11 protein-coding genes are annotated in these 15,041 nt (G+C 35.3%); 2 read left to right on the plus strand and 9 right to left on the minus strand.

The features are described from left to right. Nucleotides 1–44: 44 nt before the first annotated feature. The 3 genes from COI44_RS10085 to COI44_RS10095 all read right to left on the minus strand — a co-directional run bounded on the left by COI44_RS10085 (nucleotide 45) and on the right by COI44_RS10095 (nucleotide 6,989). Entirely contained in the window at nucleotides 45–5,237 is a 5,193-nt protein-coding gene (locus COI44_RS10085) for a S8 family serine peptidase (RefSeq protein ID WP_098427802.1), read from the minus strand. A 383-nt stretch (nucleotides 5,238–5,620) separates the two neighbouring features. Continuing rightward, on the minus strand, nucleotides 5,621–6,379 hold the full coding sequence (locus tag COI44_RS10090; protein WP_179887071.1) for a metallophosphoesterase: 759 nt from the start codon (nucleotides 6,377–6,379) through the stop codon (nucleotides 5,621–5,623). A gap of 73 nt (nucleotides 6,380–6,452) precedes the next feature. Next, nucleotides 6,453–6,989 (minus strand): maltose acetyltransferase domain-containing protein, encoded by a 537-nt coding sequence (locus COI44_RS10095; protein WP_098427961.1) that lies wholly within the window; start codon nucleotides 6,987–6,989, stop codon nucleotides 6,453–6,455. Nucleotides 6,990–7,116: 127 nt separating this feature from the next. Here COI44_RS10095 and COI44_RS10100 point away from each other — a divergent pair, with 127 nt between their 5' ends. Beyond that, nucleotides 7,117–7,740 (plus strand): LysE family translocator, encoded by a 624-nt coding sequence (locus tag COI44_RS10100; protein WP_098427804.1) that lies wholly within the window; start codon nucleotides 7,117–7,119, stop codon nucleotides 7,738–7,740. A 357-nt stretch (nucleotides 7,741–8,097) separates the two neighbouring features. Here the strand turns inward: COI44_RS10100 and COI44_RS10105 are convergent, their stop codons facing one another. From COI44_RS10105 to COI44_RS10130, 6 genes are all read right to left on the minus strand, one after another. After that, nucleotides 8,098–9,105, minus strand: a complete 1,008-nt coding sequence (locus tag COI44_RS10105) for a PTS sugar transporter subunit IIC (protein ID WP_098427805.1) — start codon at nucleotides 9,103–9,105, stop codon at nucleotides 8,098–8,100. A gap of 300 nt (nucleotides 9,106–9,405) precedes the next feature. Next, nucleotides 9,406–10,797, minus strand: coding sequence for an argininosuccinate lyase (argH, locus tag COI44_RS10110; protein ID WP_098427806.1), 1,392 nt, complete (start codon nucleotides 10,795–10,797; stop codon nucleotides 9,406–9,408). Between the two features lie 27 nt (nucleotides 10,798–10,824). Beyond that, the gene (locus COI44_RS10115; RefSeq protein WP_098427807.1) at nucleotides 10,825–12,039 is read right to left on the minus strand and encodes an argininosuccinate synthase; all 1,215 of its coding nucleotides are present in this window, start codon (nucleotides 12,037–12,039) and stop codon (nucleotides 10,825–10,827) included. A 48-nt stretch (nucleotides 12,040–12,087) separates the two neighbouring features. After that, on the minus strand, nucleotides 12,088–13,125 hold the full coding sequence (gene argF, locus COI44_RS10120; protein WP_098427808.1) for an ornithine carbamoyltransferase: 1,038 nt from the start codon (nucleotides 13,123–13,125) through the stop codon (nucleotides 12,088–12,090). A gap of 252 nt (nucleotides 13,126–13,377) precedes the next feature. Further along, nucleotides 13,378–13,821 carry a Dps family protein gene (locus COI44_RS10125; protein WP_098427809.1) on the minus strand — a complete coding sequence of 148 codons (444 nt, stop codon included), beginning with the start codon at nucleotides 13,819–13,821 and terminating at the stop codon, nucleotides 13,378–13,380. A 62-nt stretch (nucleotides 13,822–13,883) separates the two neighbouring features. After that, nucleotides 13,884–14,657 carry a nucleotidyltransferase domain-containing protein gene (locus COI44_RS10130; RefSeq protein WP_098427810.1) on the minus strand — a complete coding sequence of 258 codons (774 nt, stop codon included), beginning with the start codon at nucleotides 14,655–14,657 and terminating at the stop codon, nucleotides 13,884–13,886. 71 nt (nucleotides 14,658–14,728) lie between these two features. Between COI44_RS10130 and COI44_RS10135 the strand changes: the two genes are divergently transcribed. Then, the gene (locus COI44_RS10135) at nucleotides 14,729–15,013 is read left to right on the plus strand and encodes a YciI family protein (protein ID WP_179887072.1); all 285 of its coding nucleotides are present in this window, start codon (nucleotides 14,729–14,731) and stop codon (nucleotides 15,011–15,013) included. Nucleotides 15,014–15,041: the final 28 nt, after the last annotated feature.

Consider the following 15,041-nt stretch of genomic DNA (forward strand, 5'->3'; position numbering starts at 1 on the left):
GGACGAAAAAAGAGAGCCTCATTCACAGAGGCTCCCCGTTTTTATTATTTGTTTAAAATGACTGTTTCAGTTGCAGCACTCACATTTCCTGCAGCATCTTTTGCAGTTACAGAGATTACCAATCCAATGTAATCGCCATAGTTTTTATGAGGTATGTCTAAACTGAAGTTCCCATTTTGATCTGCTTGTACTTCAGTCACTACATTGTTGAATTTTATAGCAACCGTCGCATTTGCTTCTGTTTTACCTGTGATTTTTTGATCTTTTTTCGTAACTGTATTAATAATTGGTGCGTCTGGTGCTGTACGATCTAATACAACAATCGATGCTTGTTCACTTTGATTTCCAGATGCATCACTAGCACTAACTGTTAATACACTGTCTGCTTTTTGTGGTTTAATTTGAATACTATAGTTTCCGCTTGCATCCGTTTTTCCTGTACCTACTACAGTACTATTATTTTTCACAACAATATTGACATTCGTATTTGCTTTACCAGTAATCGTTGTATCATTATCATCAATTACGTCAATAGTTGGTGTTAATAGTAATGTTGTCATCTGAATAACGTTTGAATATCCACTGTTAAGTGTTCCATTCAATCCACCCATTACAACCAATCTAAAACGGTAGTACGTACTATCACTTAATCCTGTCACTTTCGCACTAGTTGAGCTAACTGTGATTGGTGTATCCAGTTTTGCATCTGTCCAAGTAGTTGGCCACGTGATACCATCATTGCTTGATTGCTGTTGAATTTTCAATCCACCCCAATTGCCGGCAGGATCTACAGCTAACCAATTAAGTGTAACTGAATTAGCTTTTTTCGAATCAACTTTGAACGTATTTACATTACTATAAACCTTAGCCTTATTGAAGATTTCTGTAGCATACAAGTCTTTACCGTCAACTTTCATAACTTCTTTTGGTAAAATCGTTGCTTCTGGATTTGTTTTACCGAAGTTAGTCGCGACAAACTGCATGTCGTTACTATCAACAATACCGTCTTTATTTAAATCTTCTATTGGGTAGTTTACACTATCTTGTTGACCCATTTTATCAGATACTCGCTTCGCATCAAGAACGTCAATCACACCGTCGCCGTTTATATCACCAGCTGCTCCGTACGGTTGAGCTCCTCCGATGTATTTATACACTCCAAGATCATCACCCCATGGCGATTTTTTACCAAGTGTGATAGACTGTATGCTCTTTAAGTGTCCTGGTCCTTCCACAATGAACTTGATTGGATCTTTTGAAAGTGGAATGCCTTTGATATCAATGTAGCCATAACTATCAATTGTACCTGGTATTTTCGTTCCGTCCGGTAGTTGTGCGTACCCTTTTGCGCCAATGCTATCCAACTTCGCTGTGAAGTTATTTTTAAGCCCTTGAAGTTTCACGTACGTTTGCACTTGTGAATGCGTCGGAACGATTTGGAATTGATTTAATCGGCTAAATGCTGTAATTTCTTTTGTTTCATCTGTGCCGTATTGTGTCATGCTAAATTTTGTCATGTCATCATCTGGTGTCAATTTCGAATACATAATATCCCACATGTCATCTGTCACTTTGAATGTCACATCTAAAAATGGACTATCGCCATTGAATCCTTTAAAGTCTGATCCACCTGTTAAATGTGCCCCAACATTGATGTCTGTCACGTGACCAGGGTAAACCTCATCTGCTGTTTTCACTGGTGTATCTACATTCACCTTTACACCGTTTTGGTCTGCCCACTTTTGGAATGCTGGGTTGACTGTTACGCCTTGTAGCTCAAGATAATTATGGTAGTATGCTGATTTAAAAGTACCTGACATCATATCTTTCACGTTGTTTAAGTTTAACGTCATCGTGATTGTATCGTTTAAGGTAACTTTTTGTTTGTCATACGTCGGCACCATATACGGTGATCCTTTTTTGATAAACCCGTACTCATGGAAATCATTGAGAAGCTCCACGTTATGTGCTGCATCCATTGGCATTAACGTAATTGTTGCTGGTCCATTTTCGATATCGGATTTTTCAATTCCGAATTTTGCATCGCCATTTGCTTCAACTGGGAAATCGCCTTCTGGTTCCCCGACACTATTGTGATAGTACCATAAAATATTTGCTGACTGCGTTAACCCAAGTGGAGCAAGTTTCGCTGTCCCTTCATCCGATAGGTTTGTGTGTACCCAGAATGCGTTGTACATGTTGCCATTTTGTTGTTCATCGGTAAAATCTTTGTCTTCTAACTCGTACACGCCAGGTGCATGGTCTTTATAGGTTAACGTCGGTAGCGTGTTGTCCACCACAAACAGTTGTGATTTTTCATACGTTTTTGCATACATGTTAGTCGTATCAGTTGTACGCATTTTTAACGTATATTGCCCTTCCGGTAATGCTGCTTTTGTGAACATATTTGTTTTTTCGAGTTTTGGATCTCCAATAAACGGATAGTATGTGCTTGGGTCAAAGCCTACAACATAATCAATATCGGTTTGAACACTACTCACATTTAATGGGGAATCCGTTGTTGCACCAACTGGATTTCCGTCTTTGTCATAAATCACAATCCAGAAATACTTCATTGGACTGTTGAATCGGAACTTTAGTTGACGACCTGGGTTTCCGTTGAAGTCCGAATAGATTACCGGTTGTCGAGTCGGGGCTGCCGGAACATCCATTAGTAAATTGCCAAGTCCTTTTTCTACCGAGCGAACAGCCAATGGCATGCGATACGTCTCACTTGGGTCGTCATGATTAACAATGTTCAAATAACCTTCGTATCGGCCATATTCCGCCGTATCTGGCAGATTCAAAGTTACTGTAAAGTTCGTTGTTTCACCTGCTTTTACTGTTAGTGATGGTGAACTAGTTGTCACCGTAATGCCGTTTTTAGTTGCGTCACTAACTGTTGCATTTGGTTTAATGAAAGTTGTAGAGATATCAAACGTTTTGTCAGAGTTTCCTCGATTTTTTACTTTCACTGTTCGATTACTCGTATTGACCGCACCGTCTTTTTTATACACTGCGCCAAACGTTAATGAACCTTTTTCGTAATTCAAGTTCACACTATTACCGTTACTATCAATGTTTGCAGTTGTGTCTTGTGCTTTAAAACTCACATCACGTTTTACTGCTTTCACTACATTGACTAAACCAGCACCTTGTTCGTATACAGAATAATTGCCGTCTAGATTTCCAGCAGTGTTTGTTAACGCTGCTTTCACATCAGCAGGTGTATAATCGGGATGGGCTTGTAAGATTAGTGCAGCAATACCTGCCACATGTGGCGACGCCATCGATGTACCTGAAATACGAGAATACGCGTTACTATAATCTACTTTATCTGGGCTATGAACGAAAAATGGATAAGTTGAGTATACCGATACACCTGGTGCAACAACATCTGGTTTAATGTCATATGTTGCAGCGACTGGTCCTCTTGAACTAAAACTTGCCAAGTGGTTCCCTTCTGTATTTGTTGTACTTACATTCGTAAAGGTGATTGTATTTGTGCCTTCTACACTACGTAAACGTTCACCGTCAGCTTTTGTCATACGGAATGTTGGTATAAAGCCATCATTACTTGCTAAGTAAGCATCAATGTCCCCATCAATATTATTACTCATAATTGCTGCAACTGCGCCTGCTTTCGCTGCGTTTGTAATTTTTTCAGCTAACGCGATTGTACCTCGTGTAATAAGTGCAACTTTTCCAGTTAAATCGATTGGATTGCCGTTCGCATCTTTAAAATCAGCTGCTTGTGCTAAACCAACATCCACGATTGGATACGATTTGTTCTCTAAATCTGCCACATGATCATTGTATCCTTTTCCAAGTAACTTGAAGTCAGTAAATGTTTCATTTCCAACTTTTGCTGACGCAATTGGAATACTAACTGGGAAATCACTTGCTCCAACTGTAATGGCAAGTGCTGATGCACCTGGTGTACCTAGTGTCCCTTCACCTGGACCAGAGTTTCCTGCTGAAATAACACATGTTACACCTGCAAGGGTTGCGTTATTAATTGCCACAGCTTCAGCTGATAACGGATTATTAACTGGTGCTCCAAGAGATAAGTTGATCACTTTCATACCATCTTTTATTGCTTTATCAATTCCACCTACAATCCCATCTGTATACCCTGTACCGTAAGGACCAAGTACACGATAGTCATACAAGTTCACGCCTGGTGCAACCCCTTGAGCTGGGAATTCTACATTATTTTTCGCTTGAGCAGCAATCGTACCTGATACGTGTGTTCCGTGGTACGTGTAATACGGTTCATCACTTTCAGGTTTGCCAGCTTTTATCCAATCATCGATTGTAGTTTCCATAGGATCGGCATCATTATCAACAAAATCCCAACCTTTAACTGTCGTTGGATCGATTTTGCTTGCATCTTCACCACTTTTTGCACGGTAGCCTTTATATACGTCTGTTAAATCTGGGTGATTGTAGTCAACTCCTGTATCGATAACTCCTACATTGATTCCTTTTCCAGTAGTGCCCTCTTTATGCAAATCTTCAATTCCTGGTAATGGAATATAATTTTCTGCTAAATTATTCCCACCTTGTTCACTTTCAGCAGCAGCTTTCAGTTCACTTGGGTCAAGCTTTACTAAGTCATCGTTTAATACACGATTTACTACACCAGAATCAAATAATTTTTCAACTAAGTTACCTGGTAGTGTCATTGCCACCCCGTTTAATGCATGTGTGTATTCACGCGTAATTTGAGCGGTTGCATCCCCAGATTGGTCGGATGTTTCGTTAGATACTTCGTTTGGTGAAACAGATAATGCAGATACTGCATTTACTGCATTCGTTTTACTTGCACTATTATTTAACCCTTTTATAAATGATTTGAATGTAGCGTGTGACGAGTTAACTGCGCTAGTTTCTGCGCTTAATGTCGTTTTTTCGCCCTCCACTGCTTTTTGCAGTACACTTATTTTTGCTGGCGCTTGTGCAAATTCGACAATAACCTTAACTGGTTTTGAGCTTGTCGTATCAATTTTTGGCGAAATCTTTACACCACTTTCTGGTGACACGTTCTTTAACGCGGCAATTTGCTCAGCTGTTAAGTCTGGTGTGCTTGTGTTTTGTGCCAGTGAACCCATGACCGTTTTTTCTGTGCTCGCATTTGGTGTAGCTGCTAGTACGTTAAATGGAATCATCGAGCCCACAACCAGCGCACTGATCGTTGTTTTAGCTAAACTCATTTTAAAGTTTCTTTTACTCACCTGTTCTCCCCCATTTTTTTATTTTTTTGACTTTTGACAATTCTCTTTCTTTTTTTTTATTTTATCGCTAGTAATCGACATCGTAAATTGGGGTAATTCATCAAATAAACTATAAAAAAAAGCAGATAATTGATCCTATTTATAGAACTTTTCATTAAAAAGCTTTATAAAACGTCATTTTCAGACAATTTTTATTTGGGCGAATTTTGCATTTTTTAATAAAAAAAAAGAAAAGATTAGAAATAATTACTAATAATTATTACAACCCTCTAATTTAACTAAATTTTCATATTTATTTGTCGTTCATATTTTTTTACAAAGAAAAATATGAAAAAAGTTCTAATAAAAAAAAGAAGATACGAATGTATCTCCTCCTAATGACTTTATATACTCTTAATAACAATATAATGCGTTTCCGGCCTAGCACTTAATCTAAGTGGTATAGTCGTAGTACCATATCCATTACTTATTATTTGAGTTATCCCCTTATACACATGCGTTTTACCTTTTTCATAAGGACCATATCCGAAAATCCTTATTTGGCCTCCATGTGTATGACCACTTAAAACAAGAGAAACTCCTTGTTCTTTCTTTAGTAACTTTAAGGCTCTTGGATTATGACTAACTAAAATCTTAAATACATTTTGTATAACATCTTGAAATGCAAGATCAAGATCCACCTTCCCAGTTTTCAAATCATCTACTCCAATCAGTGACCATTCTATTTGTAAATGATTAACCGTAACAGATGAATTTTTCAATACAACTACATTCCATTTTTTAAATATTTTCTCTATATCCTTCTTTTCGACTTCGATATCATTATTTCCCCAAACAAAGAAGACCTTTCCGAGACTACTTAGTTTTTGAATATTTTGTTCAATTCTTTTTAGAGGCACTCCTTTTTCTAAAAGATCACCACCAATTATGACAAGATCAACTTGATTAGACATTTTATTTATAATAGAAGAATTAATTTTTCTTCTATGAATATCTGAAATAAAAAATAGTCTAATTGGCTTTTCAAGTGGCGTATTTGAGAAAGAAAATTCATGTTTTCTTACTATATTTTGATGCGCCTCTATGAACATATAAACTAACAGTAAAAAACCTAGTAATATACAAATGAAAAAATAAATCATGTAGCCCTCCATTTCCAGCATTAAAAGAAATACCTACTCGCTTAAGCTTTTATAAAAAGGACTTTTGCTTCTCTTATTTAATATCCTTAATAATTCTCGCAGGATTACCTCCAACGACTACATTGTCAGGAACATCTTTTGTTACAACAGTACCAGATGCGATGACAACATTATGTCCAATCTTTACTCCTGGATTTATAATCGCTCTTCCACCAATCCAAACATTATCACCAATCGTAACTGGTTTACCAAATTCCGCTCCACTAGCCCTCACAACTGGATCAAGTGGATGTGTAGCGGTATAAATATGTACACCGGATGCCATAAAACAATTTATGCCAATATAAACCGGGCAAACATCCAAGATGACACAATCAAAGTTGGCATAAAAATTTTCACCTACATGAATATTGTATCCATAATCACATCTAAAGGTAGGTTCAATATTTATAGATTCACCCGTCGAACCAAATAATTGTTTTAATAGACTTTCTCTTTTACTGTTTTCGGTTTCTAGCGTTAAATTATATTCACGTGTCAAACGTCGAGCATTAATTCTTTCTTCAACTAATTGATCATCCCACGCCAAATACATCTCACCATTTATCATTTTTTCCTTCTCGCTCACATTAACCTCTCCTTTAAAATCATTTTTTACCTATCTTTACCGACTTTTCCTGTCTTTTTCATGTTAAAGTATTATAAAAATAAACAATAAATGGATAGGAGGTATTTCATTGGATTTAACGATTTACTTGTCATATATAGGTGTGTCCTTATTATTAATTATAGCACCTGGACCAGATAATATTTTTGTTATGGCTCAAAGTATCTCATATGGAAAAAAAGAAGGAATTGCAACTGCATGTGGTCTTTGTTCAGGAGTTACAATCCATACACTAGCTGCTTCAATCGGATTATCTGCCATCTTGTATAAATCAGATATCGCTTTTTCCATTTTAAAATACTTAGGTGCTTTTTATTTACTTTATTTAGCTTACCAAGCGTTCCGTTCAAGTAATGAAGTTGGCTCATTCACAAAACCAAAAAAACAAACATTACCAACCTTATATCGTCGTGGATTTTTAATGAATGTACTGAATCCAAAGGTTTCGTTATTCTTTCTAGCGTTTTTACCTCAATTTATAGAAAAAGACGGTATTTCAGTTCCTCTACAGCTGATCGTTTTAGGTTTAACTTTTATGGTATTAACTCTCCTTGCATTTTCAATTATAGCTGTTTTTGCAGGTAGCTTAGGTGAAAAACTGTTACAAAATGATAAATCATCTAAAATTATCAATCTAGCACAAGGCGCTATTTTTACAGGAATTGGATTGAAGTTATTTTTTATGGATCGATAAAAGTGTAATTTAATAAGTAGTCAATGAACAACAAAAATGAGTACTGTTAATAGTACTCATTTTCTTTTTTGGAGAAGTAACTGTTTCAAGGTTTTTTATTGTATTCGTTTTGTTTTAGTCGATTCACAATCAATGTATCGTTATCTTTTGAATTTAGTAGGTTTCACTCTAATTACTCATGATTAGGGAGCCCTTATTTGCAGTTTTCCCTATTATATTTGCAGTTTGGGATTTTTTAATTGCAGATGTGCCAGTCTTAATTGCTCTTTCTCAGTTTTATTTGCAGTTTTCGTATTATTAATTGCACATCATCAATCATTAACAACATCTTGATTCAGCAGAGATATTGTTCTATTTTTATAATATTTTCAACTCTCCAGCTTTAATCATATTCGCTTGTTTTAAGAATATGTACACAATATACGAAACGATTCCTGGGACTAATACATAGGTAACAATCATTGGTATAATAACTGCACTTCCATAAGAAGCTAATAAATTCATTGGTGCAACAAATGCACATAACCCTAACCCAGCGATTTCTTTTGGTGCTTCAATATGAAATAAAAAAGCTGATACTGGTCCTGCCACAGCACTTGCAACTATGGTCGGTATGAGTATCCTAATATTCCTTGTTACATTTGGTAGCTGTAATTTAGGGGTAATGATTAATAAACCAAGAATACTTCCTGGATCATTCTCCCTTGCTGAGATAACAGCTAAACCAACAAATTGTGCTGCACATCCTGCTAAGGCAGCCCCGCCAGCAAGTCCATCTAAATTCAATGCAATTGCTAATGCAGCTGAGGAAGCAGGAGAAACAATTAAAATCCCCCAAACGACTGCTAATACAATTGAAGCTATAATTGGTGAACCTTCTGTTGAACCTTTAATAAAATTCCCAACCGCTATTAAGAGTGGAGAAATCCATTTTGATAAATATAATCCAACTAAACCTGAAATTAAGATGGCAAATAAAGGCACTACCATTAAATCTAGTTTTGTTTTACCTTGAACAGCTTTTCCAATCAAGATTGCAACTAAAGCTGATAATAACGCTCCTACTGGTTCACCCATTTTAATGGTCATTGCCGTATCTACCATTAATAAAGCCCCGGAACCGATTATTGCAGCAGACATTGCAGAAAAAATGATTAATGTACTTGATCCTAATAAAACGGCTATACCTGCACCAATAGCTGGTGCCATTAATAACTTAGTTGATAATCCGATCGTCATTAAAGATTCAAAATGAAAAATTTTCCCAATACTCTCAAGCAAAGACCCGATACCGATCATTACAAAAACAGCATGTGCTATACCTTCTGATGCTCTAAATACCCTACTTTTTTCTTGCTTACTCATATCATACCTACCTTTTTATAGTAACTACTTCTAGTATTTGCATAATGAATAGAAAATTATTAATAATTAGAAGCACAAAAAAGCGTCCAAAGAAATTGGACGCTCAGACTGTTGACAAACGCTCGCTTTCTTCGTTGCTTCGCCTTTCTGCGGTGCTCATTACCGTCTAAGGTAACTCCGCTCCTCACCAGACTTCGCGCCTCGAAAGACAAACGCTTGCAATCAGTCTGAAACTCAAGTTTTTTGTATTTTGTCTACACACTAAGCGTCCAAAGAAATTGGACGCTTTCAATAGGGAAATTATACCATATTCGTTGTAACGCTGAAACACTCTTCCGCTTTCATTATTTGTTTCCAAACTTCATTTGTAGAAGTTCCACCTTCACTAATTCTTGCTTCCATAACCGTTTTTGGATTTAATGTATGATAAATATCTTCTTCAAACACTTCATTAATCATCTTAAATTCCTCAAGCTTTAATTCCCCAAGAAATTTATGATTTTCTATAGCATATAGAACCGTTTTTCCAACGATTTCATGAGCTTGTCGGAATGGTATTTTTTTTCGAACTAAGTAATCAGCAAGATCAGTAGCGTTTGAATAATCATTTTTAACTGCTTCATACATACGATTTTCGTTTACTTTCATCGTATCAATAATTCCCGAAAGTAATCGCAGTGCTCCTACAACAGTATAAACAGTATCAAACATACCTTCTTTATCTTCTTGCATGTCCTTGTTATATGCTAAAGGCAGTCCTTTTAAAACAGTTAATAATCCGATTAAGTTGCCATAAACTCTCCCTGTTTTACCTCGAAGTAATTCTGGAACATCTGGATTTTTTTTCTGTGGCATAATACTAGAGCCGGTACAAAAAGCATCGTCTAATTCAATAAACTGAAATTCTTGACTAGACCAAATGACAAATTCCTCTGATAGTCTAGAAATATGTGTCATAAGTAATGAAGAATCAGAAAGGAACTCCACGATAAAATCACGGTCGCTTACTGCATCTAAACTATTATGATAGATATCACTAAAACCAAGTAATTCAGCGGTACGTTGACGGTTAATTGGGAATGTTGTTCCAGCTAATGCACCTGCACCTAATGGTGAAATATCCACTCGTTTTAAACTATCTTTGAATCTGCTTTTGTCACGCTCAAGCATCCAAAAATACGCAAGTAAATGATGTGCAAATGATACAGGCTGAGCTCTTTGTAAGTGTGTATATCCAGGCATTATTGTATTTACATGCTTTTTTGCTTGCATAACGATTTTATTTTGAACTTCTTCAATTAAATCAATAATGGAGGACGTATTATTTTTTAAAAATAGATGCATATCCGTTGCAACTTGATCATTTCGACTACGACCTGTATGTAATTTTCCACCTACAGGACCGATTTCTTCAATTAACATACTTTCGATATTCATATGAATATCTTCATTTTCAATGCTAAATTGAACCTCATTTTTCTCAACTTTTTTTAATATAGTATTTAAACCTTCTATTATAAGTTCAGCTTCATTGATTTCAATTATGCCACATTCTCCAAGCATGGTTGCATGTGCGATACTACCCGCTATATCTTCTTTAGCCATTATTTGATCAAATTCAATTGATGCCGTAAATTCTTCTACTAATTGGTTTGTCTCCTTCGTAAAACGTCCACCCCAAAGTTTTGACATAACTGCCTCCTTCATCCACCCTATATTTTATTTACTTAAAACTGTATTTTTCTGTGTAACTTCGCTATATACCTTTGTTGGTAATCCCCATAGTTTAATAAAGCCTACCGCTGCATTATGATCAAATAAATCACCTTTTGAATAGGTTGCAAGCTCTTCATTATATAGACTAGTTTCCGATTTTCTACCGACTACTGTATGAGTGCCTTTAAATAATTTCACACGAACAATACCACTTACTGTTTCTTGTGTAGTATTTACAAACGCATCCAAAGCACCCATTAAAGGTGAATACCACAATCCATCGTAAAGCATTTTTGAAAATTGTTGTTCAATACTTACTTTAAAATTTGTTACCTCACGAGGTAATGTAAGGAACTCTAATTCTTTATGCGCATTGATTAAGATTAGCGCTGCTGGATTTTCATATACTTCACGTGATTTTATGCCTACTAATCTATTTTCAATATGGTCGATTCTTCCAACACCGTGCTTTCCACCAATACCGTTTAATTGTTCAATTAGTTGAACTAGCTCAATAGGCTGGCCATTCAAACTTACAGGTACACCTTTTGAAAATTCAATTTCAATATATTCAGGAACATCCGGAGTATTTTTAATGGCATTCGTCCAATCAAAAGCTTCTTCCGGTGCTTCATTCCACGGATTCTCTAATACACCTGCTTCACAAGCTCTTCCCCAAATATTCGCATCAATTGAAAATGGATTATCTAAATCGACCGGAATTGGAACACCATTTTCATGTGCGTACTCAATTTCCTCATCACGTGTCATGCCCCATTCACGAACAGGCGCCACTACTTTAAGATTCGGATTCAAGGCCATTACTGAAACTTCGAAACGAACTTGATCATTTCCTTTTCCAGTACAACCATGTGCAACTGCAACTGCACCTTCTTGCTTTGCTACATCGACTAATAGTTTTGCGATTAAAGGTCTTGATAGCGCAGATGATAGTGGATACTTTCCTTCATATAATGCATTCGCTTTTAGAGCCGGTACAATATAGTCTTTTGCAAATAAGTCCTTTACATTGATCATATATGACTTAATTGCTCCTAAATTTAACGCCTTTTGACGAACCGCTTCAACATCTTTCCCTTCACCTAGATCTAGGCAAAGTGCAATCACATCGTAGTTATATTTTTCTTGTAACCATTTAATACAAACTGAAGTATCTAAACCACCTGAATATGCTAAAACAATTTTTTCATTTCCCATGTTATTACCCCCGATTAGATTTTTTAAAAATATAATAGATTTTTAGAATTATAAATTACCCATTAATGCAACTAAGATTGCTTTTTGAGCGTGAAGTCGATTTTCAGCTTCATCAAATACTACCGAATGCTTACCATCAATTACCGAAGCTGTTACTTCTTCCCCTCTATGTGCAGGTAAGCAGTGCATGAATAAATAATCGTCTTTTGCATTTTCTAATAAATGATCATTTACTTGATACGGGCTAAAATCTTTTAAGCGAATTTCAGTCTCTTCCTCTTGCCCCATACTGGTCCAAACATCCGTTATCACAACATCAGCTCTACTTACACCATCTACAGGATTATTCACTACTTCAATAACACTTCCAGTTGTTTTTGCAACATGCTTCATCGATTGAAGTACAACTTTATTCGGTTCATACCCAACGGGACATGCAATTGTTAAATAAACACCAAGCTTAGCTGCACCTTCAATTAAAGAATGACAGATGTTATTATTTCCATCTCCTACATAAGCAATCTTCAAACCTTTTAATCTACCTTTATGCTCAAGAATCGTTAAGAAATCAGCCATGATTTGAGCAGGATGGTGCAGATTTGTTAAACCATTAATAACTGGAATTGACGAGTGCTCAGCAAACTCGGTCAACATCTCATGAGTATTTGCTCGAATCATGACCCCATCTACATAACGAGAAAATACTTTCGATGTATCATGAACAGTTTCGCCTCTACCAAGTTGTAAATCTTTACTACTCATAAAGATTGCATGACCACCTAATTGCATCATGGCAATTTCAAATGAAAGTCTCGTTCTAGTAGAATTCTTTTCAAAAATCATCCCTAGCACTTTATTTTTTAAATAAGGATGTGCCTCTCCCGCCTTTTGCATATTTTTCATCTCTAAAGATTTTTCAAGTAAGAATAATAATTCACTTGATGAAAACTCACTGATCGAAAGAAAATTTTTCCCTTTAAAATCCGACCATTTTACAGAGCTAAAATTCCCTTTTGTAACATTCCCTTTTGTCTTTTGAATATAACCATTTTTCTTTACATGGTTTTCTTTCAATACTTTACTCATAAATCCATCCCCTTTTTTTAGAAGTTCAGATTCTTATATAATGAATGATTATACACAAGTATAAATAATTATACAATCTGTTTTTTAGTTTTTTTTTGTAATTTTTCATGAGAAATTTCAACGCATCACCAAAACCCTTATAAACACTCGTTTTACACTAGAAAAAAAGATGAATAAAAGGGGTGAAATAAAAAAAGATGAACTAACCAATCATATGGAATGATAGGTTAATCCACCTTTTTTAATATTTATTCATTTACCAAGAAATGACTTTAACATCCAAAGCATCTTTTCAATTTCAGCAATCTTACCTAGAAATAAGTCCGCTGTTTCTTGATCATCACTTTCTTCTGCAATTGAGATTACATCACGCGATTCTTGTACAACTTTTTCATAGTCTTTAATGAGATCAGATACCATTTCTTCTGCAGAAAACGTATGATTACCTTCTTTAATCGTAGCCATTTCTAAGTATTCACGCAGTGTAGCAATTGGTTTTGCACCAATTGTTAAAATACGTTCTCCTAAATCGTCTACCATTACTTTTGCATCGTCATAATACAATTCAAATTTTTCATGTAGAGTAAAGAAATTCGGTCCTTTTACATACCAATGATAGTTATGTAATTTTACATATAACACATTCCAATTCGCAAGTTGTTGATTTAATAGACTTTCTAAATTTGCCAACTTCATTCACACTCCAATTTCTTTGTTAACATACAAAGAAATTTTTCCCAAAAAGTGTGTAGTCTATTCTATTTTTCCCATGAATGTTCAATTGTAGTTCGAAATAATTCGTTTAAGCTCTCTATATTCACCTTGTTTGATTCAGTAATCCACTTAACAAACTCTTCAAAAAACTGAATTTTATTTTCAATAAAATCATTTAATACTTTTTTTCTAGGCTCTAAATCTAATTCTTCACCTTGTTTTTTTCGGATTAATAATTTGTCTACTTCTTCTAAAAATTCCTTTTCTAACCCTTCCATCTCTAAAAGTTCTTCAAACAAAATTGGAGGAATTTCATTATATTTTTGGATCCATATACATGCTAAAATTGGTCTTAAAACATAAAAATACTTTTTAATCTTAACTTCTTCCCCTTGTAAATAATCACGGTAATTCCCTTTGGCCATATGGAGATAATGGTAAATACACGCCTTTTTAGAAAGAATTTCATTACCGATTTTTCTTAATTCTACTGAAATCGTTAAATCATCATGATAAACAATTGGAGACCTTAACCATTCTAATAAGGCCGGGTTTGATTTTGCAAAAAGATTAAGTGCCTTTTTTAAGTCCCACCCACTAAAGTCGAGTAAATCATTGATTGGATATTCAATTACATCACGTTTTTGGTCAATGCTTAAATACCAATCTTTGCGATGTACATAAACAAAACGCACATCATAATCACTGTCTTTAGATGGAAATCCCCACGCTCTACTACCGGACTCAACTGCAAATAGTATTTTTACATCATGTTCGGCTTCTATTTGTTTTAGTTTTTCTATAATGATTTCTTTCATATTGATCCCCCTTACAATTAGTGATTACATGCTATAGTATAATTAGTATAATCGATAGGATGTGGCTTTTAGTGGAAAACTTTATTTATGTTTTAAAACCAGTTCGAACAACTTTTTTACAAGATTCTACGGAAGAAGAACGAAATATTGTATCAGAGCATTTTCATTATCTACAAAACTTAAATAAAGAAAAGACAGTATCTTTAGCAGGAAGAACCGAACAAGCTGAATTTGGTATTGTCATCTTAAAAACAGAAAGCTTACAGCATGCAAAGGAATTCATGCAAAATGATCCGGCTGTTAAAAAGAATGTAATGACAGCTGAATTATATCCATTTTTAATTGCATTAAATTAAATACAAAAAGAGCATCGAAATTGACTAC

The sequence above is a fragment of the Bacillus sp. AFS088145 genome (assembly GCF_002564465.1).
Lineage (GTDB): Bacteria > Bacillota > Bacilli > Bacillales > Bacillaceae_G > Gottfriedia.